The sequence below is a fragment of the Buttiauxella ferragutiae genome, from assembly GCF_022637515.1.
Taxonomy (GTDB): domain Bacteria; phylum Pseudomonadota; class Gammaproteobacteria; order Enterobacterales; family Enterobacteriaceae; genus Buttiauxella; species Buttiauxella ferragutiae.
Genome location: NZ_CP093332.1, coordinates 1977520 through 1998202, shown reverse-complemented (window position 1 = coordinate 1998202; position 20683 = coordinate 1977520). Strand labels below are relative to the sequence as shown.

Sequence of the window (20683 nt, the reverse complement as noted above, 5' to 3'; positions counted from 1 at the left end):
CCTTATCTATTCAAGAATACATATATCACTGATGTAATATATAAAGCGCGGAGCAGCCATAATAAAGCACCTGCCAACCCACAGGTTTTTCCTTTTAGAAGTATGCTAAAAAAACCTTTCTGTCCCTCAGTTACCATATTGAAAAGGTTAGCATACTTATAAAAATATAACGCGATAAACCAAGTTATCACAATCAATGGAAAGTAAACGGCACCTTCACCATCACGGATAAACTTAAGGGCATATGACAGAGGGAATCCAATAAGTAATGCTACTCGCCCCAAAAACAAACTAAAGGAACTTTTTCTGAGGAAGAATATGCCACTAAAATACTCGTTCATACCTACTGGGGAGTTAAGGGTCATCTTGCTACTTCTAGCATAGTGATAGAATGACATAAAAAAGATTGCCATTGATAACGTGATCGTGATGATGTCGGGGCTCATTTTGCTTTATCCTGGCCGAAGTCATGATGATAGAATTCAGTTCCAGAGGAACCATTGATATCCACTTTTTCACCGACAGCATTGGTTGACACGCCGCTCCATCCCCATGCAGGTCCCGCTCCGAAACTAAAACCAAAACCATCTTTTCCATAAGAGATTTCGCTAGAAATGACCCCAACCCCTAAGCCTATGGAACTATTTCTTTCGGAATCAATAGTCCCAGGGAAATATGGTCCAAACTGAATCCCTATTTGCCCGGAGATGCGTCCACCGACAGCTAATGTTTCTCCACGATTAGCTGAAATCTGGTATGGGTCTATACTCGTATCAAAATAATAACCGGCCCCTGCGCCTCCGGCTACTTCACCTTTTACATATGGTTTAACTTTATACTCTGTACCCCAGGAAGGCCCCAAATGTGACGCATCAATTGCATCACTGACCTCTTCGGCGCTCTTTCCTTGCTGACTCGGATCAAACGCCAGAGAAGCATCCTGCTGTACGCGAGGCGGCACAAGCCCAGACATTGAATTATTCTCAACTATCTTTATGACAGTAAAGAGGAGGTTCGTCTGGCTTTCTAACTATATAGGATGGGAAGTCGGTAATTTCAGTCGACTTATAAGACTCATGGTTCTTCTCTGAAGCAAACCGATCGCGAAACACTTTAGCGACAATACCCTCATTGATAGCAGAGCTTCCGGGCATTGATACTGTTAAACTGTCTGGCTCGATATGAACTATCTGACCATTCTCTTCCAAGGTGACAGTCTGTCGGTAGCTCAGGGTGAGTGAAATACTTGATGTCTGCTTAGAGATAAATTGTATACGAACATTATAGCGGGTCACATTTTCGGCTCTATCGGTAACCTGTCCGTGTACTTTTATGAGCATTGGTTGCCGATCTCTACCATTACCTTCAAGCTCCGCTTGGCAAGCAATAAAACTCCCCACCGTGTAGGCTGCATCAAGTTTCAACATTTCTTCAAAGGTAACGGCCCCAGACCTTAAAGAACAGAATAAGGTAAGGCTGATGATAACCAACAACAGAATCCGCCTATAGAGTCTTAGCATATCCCTTCCTTAGTGGTTAAAATAAGCTGCTACACAGCTATTCCTGTGGTGGAGGCTGCTTCTTTTTGCGGGCTTTCATCCACGACATAAACCAGATGCCGATGCCTGCTGGGATGCCAGCGGCCAGACCTGCTTTAACTGAGTAAATAACATCCCCCTCCCAACTAAAAATAAACGATCCATTCTTAAGAAAAACTAAAAGTGCCGCACATAGACATGCTAATAGCGCGACTCCAGTGAGGATCAAAACGCAATAACCAATCAAAACAGTAAAAAACTTTATTCCAACGTTCTGGATTTTCATTTTTTATCTCCAGACTCATTAAGTTTATCCTGAACTTTGCTACCAACTATTTCACTAGCAAGCGAACCACCTATGTTACCTAACGTTTCTGCTGCTCCATGTGATATTATTGGTTTGAGCTGGTCAGTGACAACCTTACTAGCCCCACTACCTGCCCCCGCACCAATCCCAGCGCCGATCATTGCATTAATTGGGTCTTCACCTTTGATCATGCTGCCTGCATAAGCGCCACCGACACTGATACCTCCCGTAACCACTGCACCTTTACCTTGTGTTAATGCCCCGGTTCCTATCGCGATGAGTGCATCGGTATAACTAAAGGGTTTATCACCATTCACCGTCAGTTGGGTACTGGCGTTAGCCGCACCACCGATAACCCCACCAGTTGCCATTCCACTGATCCCCGCAGCCGTACCCGTGCCCATCGTCGCTGCGGTACTCATCAGTAATGCCCAGGATTTCACCAGTTCACTGGCGGGTTGTGGTGCGCCAGTTCCCACTCCTTTAACCAAGTCACTTTGTGCCTGTGCTATCTCTGCGGCAGTCGCTCCATTTTGCGCCATAAATTGCCCCAAAGTAGATGAAGCCTGACCAGAACTCATCATGCCGGATGGCAGACTTAGGTTATTATTCTCCACAACAACTTTTTCCATTGCGAAGTCAGCCAGCGAACACTAACTTTCCCAGTTCTATCAGTATATTGCAGGCCATTTCCGCCTGTGCATTTTGATGGTCGAACGCACAACCCCCGACGTGCACTTTTGCACCCTGTAAGCCACTTTCCCCAACGCTGTTAAAGAGCAACCACAACAACCACACTTAAGGGCGACTAGCTGGAAGATGCGGGGTTTACAACAGGTACACCACTGAAGATCCGCGTGATGCCCGGTTGTCTGGTCCTCACCGCCCAGGAACCGTTACCCACACTGCCGCCAGAGCCAGAGATCATGCAGACGCTGAAGAAGGTCACTAAACTCTCAGGCCGCAAGCAACAACAGATCCTTGAGTTTATTGAGGTGATCACCGCTAAGAAGCCGCCTGTCGGGAAGTGGAGCTGACAGTTAAGTGACAGATAAAAAGATCCCGGCTCATAAGTGGCCAGGATTTCCTCAATCAATTCAGAACATCCGTTGATACGTTGCCAGTATCGAAGAACTCTTTAAAGATCCTGACAACAAGATCAAAGTCTTTTGTTAACTGTCGAGCAGGCCAGTAATCACCATAAATCAGAATTTTCTCATCTGGCAACGACATGTCCCAATACGAGCGCACATCTGAGTCATCATTAGAATATTCCAGTAACGTCAATAAATAAAAACCATTATCAGTCGACACATTAAGATGGGATGGACCGATGCTAGGATCAGGCAATATATTCAGCCGCACCGATCCGGCTTTATCTTTCAGCTTTAACAATAATTCCTTGACATCATTCCATTCAGGCCGACGAACTCTTGTAAACGATTTTTTACCATAAAGGTAAAAATCTGCTTCAAATTCTTTTTCCATATACTTATTTCCGAGTAAATTTAGTCATTCCCGATTCCCAATACAACACATCACCACTTTTTTCTTCATAAATTGTTAGTGATTTGAGTCCCGATTTTTGAGCCATTTTCACTAAGTCAGAACTACAGTACGAGCAGACTTTTTCACCACTCACCGACATCAACATATTCCGATCATTAGTCATACCTTTCTCAAAGGCTTGCTGGATCACCCCCACTTCAGCATGAGCAGTTCCCATATTTCCATTCGGATAGTTTTTGTCAGGGCGCTTATCTATCTTGGCTTGTACAACATCGTTAATCAGAGTTGGTTTATTAAAATCTGCTAACTGTGAAGGCCTTACTCCCTGATTAGTATCTGAGAATTTAGCTCCATCAACATTACCTTTCGCAACAACCTTCAGATTCGCATCTACAATCTTGCCAAGTTGTTTCGCCGCTGCCGCTCCAAGAACCGGAGTAACCGAAGCAACAATAATATCCATACCTTGCTTCGTTTCGGCGTAACCCTCTGCGGTTTTGCGATCAACACCTTTAGTGACCATAAAATAGTTCACCATCGCATCCTTCACCTGCTGCTGATTCTGTGCATCAACGCTGGTGATATTCAGCAGGTTCACTATCTGACCATAAGCATCTCCGTATTGCTGGCTGGCTTTCGAGTTGTAGTTACCGGTGTTCTCGTACTCACCTTTAGCTGCGATAACCTCAAGCCTTGCTCCGGCACACGCCGCACTTCCGGCATTTCCGTTACCACACGCATCAATGACCTTCTGGTCACTGGTGATATCTTTTTCACGCAGTTCATTAACAGTTTGCTGCGCCTTCTCGCGTTCAACCGGGTCTTTACTGTTGAGTTTAAGCTTCGCCAGTTCAAGCTCTGTCTTTTCAGACACACTCAGGAAGTTATTCTCCACAACAACTTTATCCATTGCGAAGTCAGCCAGCGAACACTAACTTTCCCAGTTCTATCAGTATATTGCAGGCCATTTCCGCCTGTGCATTCTGATGGTCGGACGCACAACCCCCGACGTGCACTTTTGCACCCTGTAAGCCACTTTCCCCAACGCTGTTAAAGAGCAACCACAACAACCACACTTAAGGTCGACTAGCTGGAAGATGCGGGGTTTACAACAGGTACACCACTGAAGATCCGCGTGATGCCGGGCTGCCTGATGCTCACCGTCCAGGAGCCATTACCTGCACCGCCGCCAGAGCCGGAGATCATGCAGACGCTGAAGAAGGTCTGTAAGCTCCCGATCCGCAAGCAGCGGCAGATCACTGATTTTATAGAGATGATCATGGCTAAGAAGGCATCTGTCGGGAAGTGGAGCTGAAAGTCAGGTAAAAAGATCCCGCCGACTAAGGGCGGGATTGATAAGCTTACTCAGGATCCGACGGGGTGGATTTTCGGGCTTTTCGTTCGTCTATTTTGGCGAAAATCCACGATCTAAGAGCCGCAGCTGTTCCTGCAATACCACTTACTATTAGAATATTTTTAATATCCGATTGCTCAATACTCACACTATGGCTGATAACTAATTTCACAACTATCAAAGCCAGAGAGAAAAAAACTATGCAGCAAACAAACATGTAAACAATGCTTAGGAACAGTAACCAAATTGTGGGTTTATTTTTTCTTTTCATTTTTATGAACCTCATCCTTAATTGCATTACTTATAAACTCACCGCCTATTGACCCAATGATATCACCTACAGGAGCAGAACCTGCCCCTAAGACAGGGTCAAATAAAGGAGGTGCAACTAAACCCGCTACTGTACCAAATGCCCAGCCAGCTCCGGCACCAGTTAAGGCACCTTTATCTGGCCCATCAGTAAATAAGGTTCCACCTGCCGCAATCCCCGCGTTTTGCCATATATTCCGGCCAGGAGCTAATGCACCAGTGATACCCGCTGAAGCGCTCCCCAAGTAATCCCAAGTCTTATTTTCATTATCAGGTTTACTCAGATCGAACCATTGATAAGTACCATTAGCCGCTTCAGCTATTACTATACCACCCACAACTTTACCTGCTGACGCTGCCGGGCCTAAATAAGCAGCCCCCGCAATTAACACACCATCTTTATAGCCATCCACTATTACTTTCGTGATGTTGGTACTCTCTGGCATATCACCTTTTGCTATTTTATCCAGTCCGGCCTGTGTTTCTTCTGGTGTCAAGTTATTGTCTACCGCGTACTGGCTCCACGATGCATTAGCTGCACCGATACTATCCATGCTAGTTCCGAAGCTGAGAGAGTTATTCTCAACCGCATTCTTCCCGGCCTGTGCTCCCGCCACGGCATTCGCTGAACTGTCACCGGCTAACCCGCCTGCCAGCCCGGCGGCCAGGGTACCCAGGACCGACAGGGTTTGCTTCTGTTCCCCGGTCATGTTTTCCGGCTTCACGTCCGGATACAGTATCCCCCCAATTGTGCGTGCCATCAATTCACCACTGACGGCTCCGCCTGCTCCGGCAAGAGCACTGTTGCCGCTGGCCCGGGCGGCGATGGCTCCCCACACTGCGTGGGCCATGGCGTTGGCGGTTTTGTTGACCGTACCGTCCGGACTCGTTGTCTGATTGTGGATAAGTTCTGCCATATACGGGCTCAGGCCACCCGCAATCGCCTTCGCCATATCACCGCCACCCAGCCCCTGAACCGCCGCTGTCGCCGCCTGAAGCCCTCGCTGCAGGTCGCTGCCCGGGCCGTAAGGGGCCGTCGCCGTCGCGCTGACCTGTTCGCTGATTTGTTTGTCTGTCGGATGCCGGACACCTTGCCTGGCAAGGGCCTTCTTCGCGTCCTCCCTGGCTTTCGGATCTTTCTGCGCCTTCGCGTCAGCAATATCGCCCTGCGTCTTCGCGATATCCATCACCTGATTGCCGATTTCCCCTGTCATCTGCGCTTCTTTCAGGCGGTTCTGCTCTTTCTCCTTGTCAAAAATAACATCCAGACCCGGGTTGGCATGTGCCACATCCTCGCTCAGGTCAGCGATATTCTGCGTCTGCTGGTCTTTGTCCCGGACAGTGATACGACCCGCGCTGACCGCCGATTTCGTGGCGGAGGCCGTGCTCCCCTTACCGCTTGCCCCCACCAGTAATGTACTGGCCGCGTTACCCAGGAACTGGCTGCCGATACTGCCCGCCGTACTGATGCCCGCGCTCTGGTGCTCTACGCTGTATTCCGCGTGGTTGTCGATATTGCTGAAGCCCAGCGTGCCGGTGTCCAGTTTGTTTTTGCTGGCGTCTGCCGTTGAGCTCATCACCGCACCGTTTAACTGCACCGGGCAGGATCGAGGTGAAGCAACGAACACTGACTATTTTCAATGCCTAAAAACGACAACCCCAGCCGAAGCTGGGGTTCTTGTACTGTTACTTACAGCGATTTAGCGCCAGCCTTAGCCCAGCACCGATTTCAGCAGAGGGGCTGTCCATTGACAAGATCACATGATCTACATCGCTGATCCGGTCACCGCTCCACATTTCCAACTTTTCATGCCAAGAGGGAGTGATAGTAATGACCTCATTTGCACAACGGATTTCACAGCTTTTCATATCCTTGAACAAGGCTCGTTTGGTTTTATACCCATAACGATCCATAAGCTTTCTGATCCACTCGGCATAGCGCTCGGCTGTCGCTTTGTAGTCATACAGTTCACTATCGAACGTCACTTCTGGATGTATCCAGACATCTGTACGCGGAGCCGACAAGACAAAACGGCTGTGTGCTAACGCATCCTTGACCATCTCACCCAACTCTTTATCACCCACATCTGGAGGGCTTAAGTGCTGAACACCTTGTGGATCATATTGGTTGCTTCTATAACCCGAATAAGTTTCGACACAGATAAAATCCGCATTCATTTTGACCGAAGCCCATGCACTTTTTACAATATCATTCATACTATTTCACCTGTGTTACTATCACGTTAACACCTTGATTCTTACCGTATTCAATCGCCCGGTTTATCTCTGTCCATTGAGCTTTGGTGGTATTGGCTGGCACGGCTAGGCGGACTTCCTTGCTGGTGATCATTGATGGGTTAATATTCACCCCAGATAGAGTGGCACCTTTAAAGTTCGCCGTTGCATCAATATTTCCTTTGATTGAACCGTAGACCTGATTAGGATTAGCCAACTTCGCCATGGTCTGGGTATCCATCGATTTAGCGCTGACCGCAGCACCAGTGGCTCGATCAAAATAATCAAAGGTCTTAAAGTTCTGCGGCAACCGCGCATCTGACGGAAGTTGTTTCCCTACATAATCTTCCCAAGGCATACCCTGCTTCATATTGCCTTGACCCCATTTTATGCCCACTTCAGCGGCACTGACAGTAGACGTTGCCGTGTTACGTCCCATAAAGGAGATCGCGGCTTGAGTCAGATCCTTACCCAACATCCCCAATGAAGCGACTGCCGCCTGATTCTCTGGATCTGATGCGAATGCCGCAAACTTCGTCCATCCGGGACTATTCACATCAATATTTGCCAGATCCTGACTGTTCCACTGTTGAACGTAAGTTTTCGCCTCCTCACTAGTCATCACATCCACACCAGGGAGATTACCGATCCAACTAGGACGTTCGGCCATCTCCATACCACCTTGCACCACTTCTTTGTCGTACACCTGAGCGTCCAGCGGATTATCTTTCAACTTGTCGTCAAGCTCCGCGCTTTGCTTGTCGCTCAACGCTTTGTACTTGTCGATGATGGCACCGCAATCACCGCCCGACTTGCGACACTCTGACAGCTCTTTATCAAATGCCAGCCCTTGATCCGCATGAAGATAGTTATTTTCCGCAACAACTTTATCCGTTGCGAAGTTAGCCAGCGAACACCACTTTTCCTAGTACAGTCAGCAGGTTACAACCCAGTTTTGCCAGTGCATTTTGATGTACGGATGACGAAGCCCTGACGTGCACTTTTGCACCCCGTAAGCCATTTTCCCCGACACTGTTAAAGAGCATGATACTGTTTATTTCCAAAACACAGCGCCGTTATAAAGTGGGCTATGTCAGCGTCCGCCACGAAGACCGCTGAACGGGTATGACCACTTATTACAATCGCCATCCCAGCCTGCACCTGAAGGGCGACTGGCTAAAAGAGGCGGGGTTTGGGACGGATACGCCGGTGACGGTGACCGTTGAGCACGGGCGGCTAATTATTCAGACTGATAGTAATTTCTGACAGAAAATAGCCCCAGTGTGAATATCTGGGGCTATTTGCCAACCTTTTCAGCTCTCGTTACTGATAAATAATCTCATATTCACTACCAAGTTCATCACGTAACCGCTGAGCTAGCACATACCCATCTTTTATAAAAGTCTCTTCTTCCAATTCATTTTTAAAACCTGAAGATGCAGGATCATCAATATTAAGTATTGCTTCAAACCGATCCGCCCATCGCTGAAGACTTTCTTGGAGGTCTGTAGATATAGGTAATAAATCAGGTGCTATATCCCCAAAATCATCAGGCGTTGTTCCCCATAGGGGATAACACCCATAATCAGCCATTAATTTTATTTTCTTCATTTCACTGCACCTCTCAAGTTCGCACCTACAATATATCCATTACTTCCAACAGTAACTGCGATGTTATATTTCTGACCATTGATAATAGTTTCATAAATCGGGCGACCAGTACCAGAACCTTGATAACCAACTACTTTTCCTTGTGTTACAGCTTTCATTACCACACTTGGAATTTGTGCTTCCGAAACACCTATTTGAGAAAATTGGCTTCCATGTTCCTTTATAATATGTTGTAACCCTGCTGTAGGACTGCCGGTTTCAAGAAAGATAATTTTACCACTTGCATCCCTTGCCACGTTGACAATATTTTCAGGTGAATATTTAATACCCTGAGCTGTCATTTCTTTGAGTAAAGATTTAGTAGCTAAACTATTTTTGGCTAACTGAATCAGATTTTTTCCCGCAACCCCCAAAGATAAAACCGCTGCCTGATTTTCTGGATCTGATGCAAATGCCGCAAATTTCATCCACGATTCAGAAGTTGTATCGATCAGCGCTAAATCTTGACCGTTAGCCTGCTGAACGAAGGCTTTAGCCTCATCTGTACTCATCGACTTATATAGCCAGTCCGGTCTTTCTGTCGTAGCTATTCCACCTTGAATAACCTCCTTGTAATAAACCTCACAAGTCAATGGACTTTCCTGACAAACAGCTTTTAATTTCTCGCTATTTTCTTCGCTGAGTTTTCCATATTTCTCACAAACCGCATCACAGTTGCCTTTGGCTGTACAGGTTTGTAGCTCCTGATCAAATGACAATGCTTCCGTGGCACTCAGATAGTTATTCTCAACAACAACTTCTTCCGATACGGAGTCCGTCATCGTTCGGCATTTTCACTAGTGCAATCAGCACTTTACAACCACTTTTCGCCAGTGCATTTTCACACCGACAACTTTTTGCCTCGACGCGCTTTTTCAGCCCGTGACGCCATTTTCCCCTACATTGTTAAAGAGCAATACCAGCCACCGCCCCTTGCCACTCCCGGTGTGATCCGGTTGCAGCGGCGGGAAGTAGAATTATTTCAAGACTAAAACGCCAACTAAAATAAATAAGTTGAATATTTTTTCAAGCTTGTAATTATTTCACTTATCTCATTTTTTGGAATAGTTATATCCTCAATGACCGGACACTCTATATCCTCCCAGATCCTTCCATTATGCCCATCAACTAATTTCGTTATTTTCCCCCCAACAATCCTCACTGAACTTTCATTTGAAACAGCAAAGAAATAGGCCCCAGAGTCGTTGATGATCGTGGGGGAAGCACAAAAATCAAACACTTGCTCTGGATATTCATCATCTTGTGTCGATTCTGGGTATGCCAGTTTAAACAAGGCATCAAAAGCTTCATTTGTTGGTGCATTGAAAATTTCATCATTGCGTGGCTGAGAGATAAGAGCATTTTTTTTATCAGTGACATCATAAAAATCAATATCTAACGTTGATGTCCTGACATCTTCTGGATACATATTTCCATTTACAAAAAAATAAAAAAAACCATTCTTATAGGAATCACTCCACTGAGGAATACATTCTACCCAGATAGCAAAACGATACGGATCACCGAAAATCATATTTACCTCCATTTCCCAGGTAAACCAAACTCTTTTTTAACAGCGTTTGGTATATCACTTTTTTTCAATGGAACGGATGCATCTCCCGTACTTCCTGACCAATGCCACGAACCATCATTTGTATTCGTAAATTGATGTACGTTACCTTTTTCGTCTAATGCGTACCTCTTTTTCCCATTCTCTACTGAGTTACCAAACAATTGAATAGAGTTTGTAGGTTCGGTTCCGGCGTTTCTATTATATCCGACTTGACCAGGAGTATGTTTCCCATTCGATTGATAAACCAGCCCATTGCCAGCTTTCGTTGGGGTAGGTACAGGCATCGCGCTTCCCTTACCTTTACCCATACCGCCTGTAACAGCGGCCATGGCAACACCAGCCAAGATTTCAGCTTTCTGACTATCCAAGCCATACAATGTCTGGAGCTGTTGGGCAAACTCGGTGCTGTTAACTATTCCTGACTCGTCCATCTGCTGCATCAGCAAGACCGATAAGTCATTCTTCATGCTCCACGGGATATCTTCACCCAGCGCTTTGTCTATCGCTTCATGCACTAACATACTGTTAGCGGGGATATCACCGTATTTCTCTTTACAGGCCGCTGCATCCGAAGCGCAAGTTACAATTAACTCATTACGTTGCTTCAGACTCAGCTCTTCCATTTCCTGCACAATCTGAGAACAGTCACCACGAGCATCACAGCCCTTAGCCCTCGCTGCAAAATCATCTATCTGCTTGGCGCTCAGATAGTTATTCTCAACAACAACTTTATCCATTGCGAAGCCAGCCAGCGCACACTAACTTTCCCAGTACTATCAGTATATTGCAGGCCATTTCCGCCTGTGCATTCTGATGGTCGGACGCCCCCCCCGACGTGCACTTTTGCACCCTGTAAGCCACTTTCCCCAACGCTGTTAAAGAGCAACCACAACAATCACACTTAAGGGCGACTGGCTGGAGGATGCGGGGTTTACAACAGGTACACCACTGAAGATCTGCGTGATGCCCGGTTGTCTGGTCCTCACCGCCCAGGAGCCATTACCGACCCCGTCGCCAGAGCCGGAGATTATGCAGACACTGAAGAAGGTCTGTAAGCTCTCAGGCCGTAAGCAAGAGCAGATCCTTGAGTTTATTGAGGTGATCACGGCTAAGCGACCACCCAGTAGGGAAGTGGGGCTGATGGTTGGCTGACAAGCAAAAAAATCCCGGCTCGGTGGCCGGGATCTTTCAGTTCATTTGTTTGTGTATATGCTTCAACCATTCTTCAGATGAAGACCATTCGTTAGGGTAATAATAATTACAATCAATTTTGTTAAGCAGAATGTCTTGTAATTCATCATCTGACAGAGAAAGTGCCAACAGATAATCTATTTCAGCTTTCATCTGCAATCGTTCTTCCGCAGTTTCGGTAGCCTTATAAGCTGCTAATGTTTCATCCGCATTGCCAAAGAGCACTTCAAAATCTTGGTTAAAGTAGCATCTTAGCAAATATGATAAAGAAGGATATTTTTCGTTACTATTCATGGCGTTGGATATCCTGTAATGATTTTATACCCATCTGGCATTGAAGGATCCCTTCCAATGATAATTCTGGCATTTGTGGTTGGTACAACATTTGTAGAACCACGAGTAACGCTAATACCAATAGCAGCAGAAGATTGATAATCAAGTTCTAAGTAACCCTTTTGGCTACCAGATAAATAACTCTGGATCTTCGATTGATTACTATCAATGGCTTTACTTGTTACAGCTTCTGCTGTAGCTCTATCAGTAAATGTAGATGCTGTTTTTGTATTACCTGTAGACACTCTATCAAATAACTCCGCTTCAGTTTTTCCTACATGTCGATCAATCAAATGACCACCTGCTTTCTCATGAGCTGCCAGCCCGCCACCAGGAACGATAGTACTACTTTGTCCAGTTGCCGATGTTTCTTTCGCTCCAGACTTCCCAATCCCCGCCGCTATCCCTGCCGCACTTGTCCCTGCCACCTGCGCTAACGAGTTTATCGCAAGTTGTTTCGCTTCAGATGAATCACCGGACATCAGCGCATTATGGATCGCCGCGTTTCTGTCTGCCTCAAGCTGGATAGTAGTCACCTGAAGGACAGATAATTCGTTCTGTTCTGCCGGGCTTAAACCACCATCAGAACGAGCCTTTTCAAGCAACTCACTGGTACGACGGGCATAATCAGCCTGTAACTGGCCCACCTCATTGGCTTTGTTAACACAGTCCTGAGCGCCTTTGCATCCCACCACGCTTTCATGCTGTTCAGCATTGATTTTCTTGTACTTATCAATAACGGTATTTTCACAGGCAGCACTGCCCTGGCACTGAGTCATTTCCTGAGCACGCGCTTTGTTGTCCGGCACGCTCAGCGCATTATTCTCAACAGTCGTCTTCGCCGCTTGTCCCCCTGCTAACGCATCTGCTGAACTATCACCCGTCAACCCGCCAGCCAGACCACCGGCTAACGTTGCCAGTGCGCTGATGGTTTGCTTCTGCTCTTCACTCAGCTCACTGATTGGCGTGTCTTTGCCGTACAACTGGTCTTTGATAATACCGGCCGCAAGTTCACCCGTCGCAGCTCCAGCGGCACCGGCCAACGCATTATTCCCCTGTGCCGCTGCGATAGCCGCATTCACCGCAGCATGAGCCAATGTCCGTGCCGCTAGATCATCGGTGCTTTGCGCAATTACATTCGCTATATAGGGGGCTGCACCACCGGCTATCGCGGCTGCCATGTTTCCACCCGCCAAGCCCTGTATGGCGGCAGTAGCGGCTTGCATCCCTTGCTGAACCTTGCCGCCCGTACCGAACCCGGAGTCATTAAACGCCTGATTGTAGAAGTTCTGGTAAACCTGCTTGCTGATGTCCTCCGTTTTCGGTTCCTTGCCCGGATTGGCCTTGCGCCACTGTGCTTCAGCTTTTGACTGGTCCTCCGGGCGCACGGTCTTCATCTTCTCGTTTGCCGCTTTGGTCGCCGCGATAGCCCCTTCGGTTCTGGCAATATCCATTGCCTGATTACCTATTTCACCTGTCAACTGCGCTTCTTTCAGGCGGTTCTGTTCCTTCTCTTTATCGAAGATAACGTCCAACCCCGGATTGGCGTTTTCCACATCACGGCTTAACGTGCTGACGTCCTGTTTCTGACTGGCGGTATCACGAACAACGATAGTCCCTTCCGATACCGCCGCTTTCGTTGTCGAGCTGGCATGCCCTTCTGAGTTCGCACCGACCAACAGGTTGTTTGCCATGTTACCTGCAAAGTCTTTGCCGATAGCGCCGCCAGTGCTGATGCCGACGCTCTGGTGCTCGACCTTGTAATCCGCTTTGTTCTCGATATCGCTGAAGCCCAGCGTACCGGTATCGAGCTTGTTCTTGCTGGCGTCTGCCGTTGAGCTCATCACCGCACCGTTTAACTGCGTATGTTTGCCGACGGTAATATCAAAACCGCCGTGACCCGCGAAGATACCGCTCTGCTCTTTCACCGCATCCCAGGTGCTGTGCATTTTGTCCTGGCTGAGGCTCACCGACGCGCTGCCACCGCCCATGCTGACGCTGCCGCCGGCGCTGGCATTCTGTTGCTTCGAATCGTAATTGTCGCTGTCCTGCTCGCTGGAAAGCGTCAGGTTGCGCCCCACATCCAGCGTCACTTTATCGCCGTTAGCCTGCGCCCCGGTAAGGGTGGTGTCGCGCCCGCTGGTGATGTTCAGGCGGTTACCCGCATCAAGGGTGGTTTCGGTGTGTGTGGTGCCGTTGCCTTTTTCGCTGCCTTTGCCTTTGTTGACGCTGGCATTGACTGAAATCCCGTTACTGCCGCTGCCGAAGTTAATGCCCACACCCACCGAGCCCCCCTGACTCTCGTTTTTGCCGTCAAGCTGGCGGGTGTTTTCAGCCGAAAGCAGGTTCACATCGCGCGCAGCCTCAAGCGTGATGTCATTGCCAGCTTTAATCTGCGCCCCCTGCACGGTGATGTCGCTGCCGGTGGCGTGAATGCTGAGGTTTTTTCCCGCCTGAACGGTGCTGCCCTGGCTGTCGTGGTTGGTCTGTGTCCGGGTCGACGTGGACTTCTGACTGCCGTAAGACAGATTGACGCCAATCATGCTGCCCGGGTCACCCTGTGCCTGCGCCAGCTGGTTTCCCTGATACGCCTGCACACCGCTCAGTGCCGCTTTCACACCATCCAGAGCCGCGAGCCGGCCACTGTCTTCTTTACGCGCATCGCTGACGGTGGTGACAGCCTGGTTTATCGCACTGCCGACCGTACCGCTCAGCGCCAGCGTCAGGCCACTGGTTTTCTGCTCCACTTTATGAGTCTGGCTGCTGTCGTTGTCGGCGGCTAGAATGTCGACATGTTTGCCCTGCAGGGCCATATTCCCCCCGGCAATCACGTCCGACCCTTTCACCGTCAGGCCATTGCCCGCCACGATTTTCACATTGCCGCCGACGCTGCCGACCGTGCTGCCCGCGCTGTTATGCGTGGTGGTGGTATCGGTGGTTTTCAGGTCACGGGTGCCGTAGCTGATACCGATGCCACCGGTACCGGACAGACCGGATTTTTTCTGCTGCATCAGGTGCAGTTCCTGATGGCTGTCCTCTGCCGCCGTGAGGGTCACATCGTGCCCGCCACGCAGCGAAACATCCTGCGTCCCCGCCACACCGCCGCCTTTAATCAGCAGGTCATGCCCCGCCCCTAGGGAGATGGTGTTATCCTTCTCACCGATTTCCGGTGCCACCTCAAACTGCGTGCCGGGCGGTATCTGCACCGGTGTTTTATCGCTGCCGTTCACATGGGTACTGGTATTTCCAGCGCCCCCCGTGCTGACATCTGTCGTGCGGTTGCCCTGAGCGTCAATCGTTTCACCACTGCCACTAAAGCGACTGTTACCGTCCATCCGCCCCGGGCTGAGCGCTATGGTCTGAATGGTGTCCGGTGACCTGTAGTCAGAGGTATCGATCCCCGGCGAGTCCCCCCCTTTATGATGCTTGCGATAATAATGCTTCAGCGTTCCGTCGTCGGTGATAATACGCTGACCTTCCGTCTGGTGGTTGTCCACATTGTCCGCATTAACCGTCAGGGTCTTACCGGCCACAATCTCACTGTTTTCGTTATAGACCGTGTTACCGTTAATCGTCAGGTTGCCCCCCGCCAGCAGTTTCGCCGGGTCACTCTCATGACCACCTATTACAACCGCCATCCCAGCCTGCATCTTAAAGGCGACTGGCTAAAAGAGGCGGGGTTCGGGACGGATACGCCGGTTACCGTCGCTGTGGAGCAGGGGCAACTGGTGATCCGGCCTGTGGTTGAGTAGCAGATAAACGATCCCGGCGAAGTTCATCACAACAGCCGGGATCTTTACTTCTACTTCGTTTCTTTTATATAAGAACTAAACTGGTTACTCCCTGGAGGCTCTTCAACTGATAACCTACCGCACTCAGGGCATTTATATACATCGGATCTAAATTGATTGTATTCACTAAAGAAGGCTTCTGAATCAAATTTATCTCCAAGCTCATCCCATTTATTAAAAAGATCCATTATTTTTCTTTGAGATATAAGATCATATAGAAAGTCTTCTTCCATTGTATGTACAACCATAATGTGTCCACACTGGCATTCCAACTTTGACATTATTTTGCTCCTGAAGCTGGTCGTTCAAAACGGTAAACTTGCCCTTTTGAATCTTGGAAAAATAATGTATTTATATTCTTAACTGATGGTTTTCCCCATAATCTAGATGACATAGATTGCATATCTTGTAGAGACAAATCAATTTGAGTTAGAACTGCTGTTGTTTGACTATCTTTTTTCTCTATAGCCTTGACAACATTACCTAAATTTGACGTTTGAGGTGTGTAAACATCAACTTTACCTATACCATTAACCCACAGATCTGGTGTTCGAACAGCAGAAATACCGTTATCGATAGCAACCCCGGATAAGGTTTCCGGGGCAATTCATTAAAAATAAAAAAATACACCTGTATTGTATTCAATTGCTTTGTTCACTTGTAATAACAATTTTTCAAGAATCTCATTCATGCATGAAGATAATTCAGACTCAATAATTCCCTTAGCTTGAAGAAGGTTCGTACTACCCAGAAGTTCCTCGTCCTCATAATCATCAATATTTATATGCAGAGCACTATTGATTTTATTTATCACGCCAGTATTCCAGAGACTATTATATTCTTCCTCACTAAGGAGGACTTCAATCAGATCACCGTTGACACATTCATCAAAATCTAAACGCTTCATAGCATCTGCACTTATAGGCACTGAGATACACTTCATATTATTTATTCCTGTCAATGTTAAAGTGAGTTGCCTCGTTATACTCACCCTGTGTTCTTCCAGATTGCTTACCATTATCTAATATCTTGTTATTTGGGATATTTCCATCCAAGTCCATATAAGCTCTCTTGCCTGATAAGTTGGGGTCATAAATCCGGAAGTAACTTCCAGAAGTATCCTCAACGACCTGAACACCTGTTTGAGGGTTAGTATAAATACGCTTTCCTTTATCAGTCGTAGTCACAACAGGATCACTACCTGCAAATTTTTTAATTGCTGCATCAAGATTACCAGTCGGCCAATTATCTGAGTATTTCTGAGCTCTGGCAGTTCCACCTTTTGCCGTCTGAGCTTCACGATTAACAATATCATCTATTGCAGATGTTCTCGTTTTACCTGCTGTTGACGGTACAGTTGGTTTTACACCTGATTTATCGCTTCCTGATGAGGGTTTCTCCACTGTCAGTGCATAAATAACACCCGCCAGTATTCCCTTTATAAGATTGTCTTCATGCAGTTGCGTGTTGTTAGCGACGGGTTCAAGTTCTGAAATGGAGTAAGCAGCCAATTCTTGACACTTCGCGGTACATTCTGGTGATGCGGCAAGGGCTTTCAGATCAGCCAGTACATCCTTCTGATCAGCTAGCTGAACGTCCCATTCGAATGTCTGACCCGCCGTACGAGAAGGGCCTTTTACCCATTCATTACCGAACTTATCGAGGTAACCATTACTGGGACCTCTGGGAAGTGGATTACTGGATGAATAATTACTATCTGGAACAAAGCGGATCTTACCTTCGGTTGGAAGCTCAACATATTTTATACGGCCTTTAGTCGACCATGGTTGAGCTGCCCCGCCAGTAGGCGACTGGCGATCCGGCCTATCGTTGAGTGATAGATAAATCTCCGGCTTTATGACCGGGATTGTTGCTATTTCTGCGGAGGATCATTGTAGTGCGCTGGTACTTTGTAATCCTTTGGGATTTCAGCCCATTTTCCGGTTCGAAGTATCTTTTCTACATCTTCTCCGATAGCGTCGAAGAAGCTAGATAAACTCATTGCATGAGCTCTCAACTTTAGTAAAGCCGATTGCATTGCAATCTCGTCATTGTTTTTTTTTGCGAGAGCTAGTAACTCCGCTTTAGACTGCAATAATGTTAGATATTTTGTTAATGAACAATCCAACAAATCATTGTAATTAATAGATAAATCATCAATATCTACTGAGGTAGATGATTTTTGACTCAGGATATATAGAAAATTTTTCTTCATTTCATCAAGGAATGAATTAGTTGTCATTTTGGTAATCTCCGCCCCTCTTTAATAGCTGCTTGCGTTTTGGCGTCATTAAATGAACCATCAAGATTTAACACCACCTTAACCTTTCCTTTACTATCAAAAACTTCTAAATGATTTTTATGTGAACCATCAAGGTAGTACTTATCGCCTTTAGCAATATAATCGCCAACATTATCTTTTGCTTGATAGACACTTTGCCCTTGATACATTTGGCTAGTTTTACGGGCATTATTGTTCATCTCACTGCCAAAACCAGTCTGCTTAAAGAACTCGCCCATGTTCCCCACTGCACCTTTATTTGGCTGATATTTTCCAAGTCCACCAGTAACCGCGGCCATTGCCGCACCGGCCAGAATTTCCGCCTGCTGTGGATCTATTCCATATCGGTTTTGTAATCGCTGTGCAAACTCGGTACTGGAAACAACACCTTCTGCCTCAATCTGCTGGGCCAGCAATGAAGACATATCGTTCTTCATTGACCATGGAACATCCGCTCCCAACACTTTATCTATCGCTTCACGTATCAACATACCGTTGCCGGGTATGTCGCCATATATCGTTTTGCATCCCACCGGGTCAGAGGCACAAACAGCAATCATTTCCTGTTGCTGTTTCAGACTCAAAGCTTCCATTTCCTTCACGATCTGCTGACAATCGTTACGCGCCTCACAGCCCTTCGTTTTTTCTGCAAACTCTTCTATCTGTTTGTGGTCCAGGTAGTTATAACGCACCGAATCCAGCGCCGTCGCCGCACCCGACATGGCACCGTTACTGCCCCCCGTCACACCGCCAACCGCTGCGCCACCCAGCGCCGCTGCCCACTGGGTTATCGCCGCTTTTTCATTCACACCCAGTTGAGTATTGCTGCTCAGGTAGTCATCAACAAATTGCCCCAGGGCCTCGCTGCCCATTCCCGCCAGGCCACCTGCCAGCACATTGCCACCACCGAAGCTCGCCTGTATCGCACCTATCACTCCATGGATGGCTGCTTTCTCCGGGCTGTTTGCTCCCCAGCCCATCTCGACGCCTATGTCGCCCGCCACCTGATTGGCCATCTGCCCGAACACTGCCGCCAGCTCTTGTTGTTCCTGGATTTTTTCCTTATCGAAGATTTTATCAATGTGACCGTTGGCGTTATCGGTATCTCGACTCAGGTCCGCCACATCCTGTTGCTGTTTGTCCTTGTCACGGATAGTGATACTGCCATCGGCAATGGCTGCCTGCGTGCTGCCTTCCGCATGCCCGCTGTTACCCGCCGCAGAAATCATCCCGCCCGGCATATTGCCCTAGTACCCTGAAAAGCTACTCGCTGGAAGAGGCGGGATTTGGGACTGATATGCCAGTTACCATTGTTGTTAAGTACGGGAAACTAGTGATCAGACCATTAGTCGCTGAGTGACACATAAAAAGATCCCGGCCCGCATTCAAAATGTTCTTATTATTTTACGAGGCGTTGGGTTACTGATGTCTCAACCAAAATGGCTGGTCATTAACATGCAAGTGCTCATAATCCTCAAGTGGACGGTCTCGTTCTGTCATGAAATCAGGCATATCAGTGGGTAATACTTTTACCGACTTATAAATATTCCAATCCTCATAAAACCCTTTTGCAGAAATGATGCAATGCATCAACCCTTCGACATAGCGATCATAGTTATTATTTTTATTTTCCCCACATAGCTTATTGAGAAAATTTAACATCACATCTAAATCCTGTAATCGAAGATACTTTTTGAACAATCGAGTAATAACCTCGATTTCTTCGAGACTTTCAGCGCTTTGCTGAAGAAATGTTAGAAAAAGAAACATTTCTTCAGCATTGCCTAACTCGACAATCGAACTTCCACCATAGAAACCGATATGCTTCATTATTACCTCTTAAATTCTATTGCCGAAGGATCGATGATGCCATTTGATTTTTGTACAATCCCTCGAATGATTGAACGTTCTTGTTCTGGTGTTACATTTTGTCCACGGATATCGATTGTTACACGTTGATCCATACCCGGTGGAATATTAGCCTGCCGAGTTATTGCCTGTTTGACAACATTGTTGATCAACCCACTTTGATTTTTTTCAATGTTATAGTTTTTGACTTCAACGCTACAAGTACTACCGTTACACCAGTCTGGGCGTGTACTTCCTTTTGTACCATAAGGAACAACTTCTCCATCTTTATAGCTAACCTGCTCCTTCCAGCCATTACCTAGCTCCCCTCCAACATCCTTCTCCGATTGCTTGGCTGTGGGACGTGAACCTTTACCGCCAATAGGTACACCCGATGGTGGCGTGAAAGCCCCTGTAGGGTGACCATGTTCGTCAAGAACTGGTCCACCGGCCGTAGGATTAAAATTCAGTGACTTAATGTCTAATGCTCCGTGCGTACGCTCTATTTCTTCTTCGTCGTCGCTCAGCGCATTATTCTCAACAACAACTTTATCCGTTGTGAAGTTAGCCAGCGAACACCACTTTTCCTAGTGCAGTCAGCAGGTTACAACCCAGTTTTGCCTGTGCATTTTGATACCCGGACGACGAAGCCCCGACGCGCACTTTTGCACCCCGTTAGCCATTTTCCCCGACGCTGTTAAAGAGCTTTCAACCGCAACAGTATAACGGCGGCGTCAGCCGCCGATAAGCCCTTGCTTTTGTTT

Annotated in this window: 24 protein-coding genes and 6 pseudogenes; 6 read left to right on the top strand and 24 right to left on the bottom strand. The window is 47.3% G+C overall.

All coding sequences use genetic code 11. From position 1 onward, the window contains the following. Nucleotides 1–2: 2 nt before the first annotated feature. Genes MNO13_RS09135 through MNO13_RS09115 form a run of 5 tightly spaced genes read right to left on the bottom strand, consistent with a single transcriptional unit; the run spans nucleotide 3 to nucleotide 2477 of the window. On the bottom strand, nucleotides 3–446 hold the full coding sequence (locus MNO13_RS09135) for a hypothetical protein (protein WP_232887551.1): 444 nt from the start codon (nucleotides 444–446) through the stop codon (nucleotides 3–5). Further along, on the bottom strand, nucleotides 443–973 hold the full coding sequence (locus tag MNO13_RS09130; RefSeq protein ID WP_241939837.1) for a polymorphic toxin type 25 domain-containing protein: 531 nt from the start codon (nucleotides 971–973) through the stop codon (nucleotides 443–445). The genes MNO13_RS09135 and MNO13_RS09130 overlap by 4 nt, the downstream gene beginning before the upstream one ends. Before the next feature lie 10 nt (nucleotides 974–983). Continuing rightward, the gene (locus tag MNO13_RS09125; protein ID WP_232887510.1) at nucleotides 984–1520 is read right to left on the bottom strand and encodes a hypothetical protein; all 537 of its coding nucleotides are present in this window, start codon (nucleotides 1518–1520) and stop codon (nucleotides 984–986) included. Nucleotides 1521–1557: 37 nt separating this feature from the next. Beyond that, on the bottom strand, nucleotides 1558–1824 hold the full coding sequence (locus MNO13_RS09120; protein WP_232887511.1) for a hypothetical protein: 267 nt from the start codon (nucleotides 1822–1824) through the stop codon (nucleotides 1558–1560). Next, nucleotides 1821–2477 carry a hypothetical protein gene (locus MNO13_RS09115; protein ID WP_232887512.1) on the bottom strand — a complete coding sequence of 219 codons (657 nt, stop codon included), beginning with the start codon at nucleotides 2475–2477 and terminating at the stop codon, nucleotides 1821–1823. The genes MNO13_RS09120 and MNO13_RS09115 overlap by 4 nt, the downstream gene beginning before the upstream one ends. 180 nt (nucleotides 2478–2657) lie before the next feature. Between MNO13_RS09115 and MNO13_RS09110 the strand changes: the two are divergent. After that, a pseudogene (locus tag MNO13_RS09110) lies at nucleotides 2658–2882 on the top strand (SymE family type I addiction module toxin); the annotation flags it as partial. Between the two features lie 55 nt (nucleotides 2883–2937). Here MNO13_RS09110 and MNO13_RS09105 read toward each other — a convergent pair. Both MNO13_RS09105 and MNO13_RS09100 read right to left on the bottom strand, forming a co-directional pair. Continuing rightward, the gene (locus MNO13_RS09105) at nucleotides 2938–3333 is read right to left on the bottom strand and encodes a DUF6911 family protein (protein ID WP_232887514.1); all 396 of its coding nucleotides are present in this window, start codon (nucleotides 3331–3333) and stop codon (nucleotides 2938–2940) included. Between the two features lie 4 nt (nucleotides 3334–3337). Continuing rightward, nucleotides 3338–4258: pseudogene (locus tag MNO13_RS09100) on the bottom strand (cytidine deaminase-like fold-containing protein); the annotation flags it as partial. Between the two features lie 249 nt (nucleotides 4259–4507). Here MNO13_RS09100 and MNO13_RS09090 point away from each other — a divergent pair. Further along, nucleotides 4508–4669: a SymE family type I addiction module toxin gene (locus MNO13_RS09090; RefSeq protein ID WP_232887500.1), complete on the top strand. Its 162-nt coding sequence runs from the start codon at nucleotides 4508–4510 to the stop codon at nucleotides 4667–4669. Between the two features lie 293 nt (nucleotides 4670–4962). Here the strand turns inward: MNO13_RS09090 and MNO13_RS09085 are convergent, their stop codons facing one another. The 3 genes and pseudogenes from MNO13_RS09085 to MNO13_RS09075 form a co-directional block, all read right to left on the bottom strand. Beyond that, nucleotides 4963–6594 (bottom strand): VENN motif pre-toxin domain-containing protein, encoded by a 1632-nt coding sequence (locus MNO13_RS09085; protein ID WP_241939835.1) that lies wholly within the window; start codon nucleotides 6592–6594, stop codon nucleotides 4963–4965. 109 nt (nucleotides 6595–6703) lie between these two features. Further along, entirely contained in the window at nucleotides 6704–7234 is a 531-nt protein-coding gene (locus MNO13_RS09080) for a contact-dependent growth inhibition system immunity protein (RefSeq protein WP_232887484.1), read from the bottom strand. Between the two features lies 1 nt (nucleotide 7235). Beyond that, nucleotides 7236–8141 (bottom strand): annotated as a pseudogene (locus tag MNO13_RS09075) (endonuclease toxin domain-containing protein); the annotation flags it as partial. 155 nt (nucleotides 8142–8296) lie between these two features. Here MNO13_RS09075 and MNO13_RS09070 point away from each other — a divergent pair. Then, nucleotides 8297–8518: pseudogene (locus MNO13_RS09070) on the top strand (SymE family type I addiction module toxin). Between the two features lie 57 nt (nucleotides 8519–8575). On the opposite strand, the gene MNO13_RS09065 reads toward MNO13_RS09070, so the two are convergent. The 4 genes from MNO13_RS09065 to MNO13_RS09050 all read right to left on the bottom strand — a co-directional run bounded on the left by MNO13_RS09065 (nucleotide 8576) and on the right by MNO13_RS09050 (nucleotide 11212). Beyond that, nucleotides 8576–8863, bottom strand: a complete 288-nt coding sequence (locus MNO13_RS09065; protein WP_232887486.1) for a hypothetical protein — start codon at nucleotides 8861–8863, stop codon at nucleotides 8576–8578. Continuing rightward, complete coding sequence (locus tag MNO13_RS09060) at nucleotides 8860–9684, bottom strand: hypothetical protein (RefSeq protein WP_241939833.1); 825 nt, start codon at nucleotides 9682–9684, stop codon at nucleotides 8860–8862. The genes MNO13_RS09065 and MNO13_RS09060 overlap by 4 nt, the downstream gene beginning before the upstream one ends. Before the next feature lie 218 nt (nucleotides 9685–9902). Then, a complete protein-coding gene (locus tag MNO13_RS09055) occupies nucleotides 9903–10436 on the bottom strand; it encodes an immunity 42 family protein (protein ID WP_064541027.1) in 534 nt (177 codons plus the stop codon). A 2-nt stretch (nucleotides 10437–10438) separates the two neighbouring features. Then, nucleotides 10439–11212 (bottom strand): hypothetical protein, encoded by a 774-nt coding sequence (locus MNO13_RS09050; RefSeq protein ID WP_232887488.1) that lies wholly within the window; start codon nucleotides 11210–11212, stop codon nucleotides 10439–10441. A gap of 157 nt (nucleotides 11213–11369) precedes the next feature. Here MNO13_RS09050 and MNO13_RS24470 point away from each other — a divergent pair. Then, nucleotides 11370–11627 (top strand): annotated as a pseudogene (locus MNO13_RS24470) (SymE family type I addiction module toxin); the annotation flags it as partial. 36 nt (nucleotides 11628–11663) lie between these two features. Here MNO13_RS24470 and MNO13_RS09040 read toward each other — a convergent pair. Next, the gene (locus MNO13_RS09040) at nucleotides 11664–11960 is read right to left on the bottom strand and encodes a contact-dependent growth inhibition system immunity protein (protein ID WP_232887490.1); all 297 of its coding nucleotides are present in this window, start codon (nucleotides 11958–11960) and stop codon (nucleotides 11664–11666) included. Beyond that, entirely contained in the window at nucleotides 11957–15637 is a 3681-nt protein-coding gene (locus MNO13_RS09030; protein WP_479683963.1) for a hemagglutinin repeat-containing protein, read from the bottom strand. Before MNO13_RS09030 ends, MNO13_RS09040 begins: the two co-directional genes overlap by 4 nt. On the opposite strand from MNO13_RS09030, the gene MNO13_RS24580 reads away from it, so the two are divergent. Next, nucleotides 15614–15751 (top strand): SymE family type I addiction module toxin, encoded by a 138-nt coding sequence (locus MNO13_RS24580; RefSeq protein ID WP_479683962.1) that lies wholly within the window; start codon nucleotides 15614–15616, stop codon nucleotides 15749–15751. The genes MNO13_RS09030 and MNO13_RS24580 overlap by 24 nt on opposite strands. Before the next feature lie 50 nt (nucleotides 15752–15801). On the opposite strand, the gene MNO13_RS09020 is transcribed toward MNO13_RS24580, so the two are convergent. The 7 genes and pseudogenes from MNO13_RS09020 to MNO13_RS09000 all read right to left on the bottom strand — a co-directional run bounded on the left by MNO13_RS09020 (nucleotide 15802) and on the right by MNO13_RS09000 (nucleotide 19312). After that, the gene (locus MNO13_RS09020) at nucleotides 15802–16071 is read right to left on the bottom strand and encodes a hypothetical protein (protein WP_232887502.1); all 270 of its coding nucleotides are present in this window, start codon (nucleotides 16069–16071) and stop codon (nucleotides 15802–15804) included. Continuing rightward, entirely contained in the window at nucleotides 16071–16316 is a 246-nt protein-coding gene (locus tag MNO13_RS24465) for a hypothetical protein (RefSeq protein WP_422387216.1), read from the bottom strand. Before MNO13_RS24465 ends, MNO13_RS09020 begins: the two co-directional genes overlap by 1 nt. An 84-nt stretch (nucleotides 16317–16400) precedes the next feature. Continuing rightward, nucleotides 16401–16733 carry a hypothetical protein gene (locus MNO13_RS09015; RefSeq protein ID WP_232887503.1) on the bottom strand — a complete coding sequence of 111 codons (333 nt, stop codon included), beginning with the start codon at nucleotides 16731–16733 and terminating at the stop codon, nucleotides 16401–16403. Between the two features lies 1 nt (nucleotide 16734). Further along, nucleotides 16735–17301, bottom strand: a complete 567-nt coding sequence (locus MNO13_RS09010) for a hypothetical protein (RefSeq protein ID WP_241939832.1) — start codon at nucleotides 17299–17301, stop codon at nucleotides 16735–16737. Nucleotides 17302–17430: 129 nt separating this feature from the next. Further along, nucleotides 17431–17523: pseudogene (locus MNO13_RS24460) on the bottom strand (polymorphic toxin type 17 domain-containing protein); the annotation flags it as partial. Nucleotides 17524–17663: 140 nt separating this feature from the next. Next, complete coding sequence (locus tag MNO13_RS09005) at nucleotides 17664–18032, bottom strand: hypothetical protein (protein WP_232887505.1); 369 nt, start codon at nucleotides 18030–18032, stop codon at nucleotides 17664–17666. After that, on the bottom strand, nucleotides 18029–19312 hold the full coding sequence (locus MNO13_RS09000) for a hypothetical protein (RefSeq protein ID WP_241939831.1): 1284 nt from the start codon (nucleotides 19310–19312) through the stop codon (nucleotides 18029–18031). Before MNO13_RS09000 ends, MNO13_RS09005 begins: the two co-directional genes overlap by 4 nt. On the opposite strand from MNO13_RS09000, the gene MNO13_RS24455 reads away from it, so the two are divergent. Then, nucleotides 19249–19431, top strand: coding sequence for a SymE family type I addiction module toxin (locus MNO13_RS24455; protein WP_422387215.1), 183 nt, complete (start codon nucleotides 19249–19251; stop codon nucleotides 19429–19431). The genes MNO13_RS09000 and MNO13_RS24455 overlap by 64 nt on opposite strands. A gap of 59 nt (nucleotides 19432–19490) precedes the next feature. Here the strand turns inward: MNO13_RS24455 and MNO13_RS08995 are convergent, their stop codons facing one another. Next, nucleotides 19491–19901, bottom strand: coding sequence for a hypothetical protein (locus MNO13_RS08995; RefSeq protein WP_232887506.1), 411 nt, complete (start codon nucleotides 19899–19901; stop codon nucleotides 19491–19493). Nucleotides 19902–20683 lie beyond the last annotated feature (782 nt).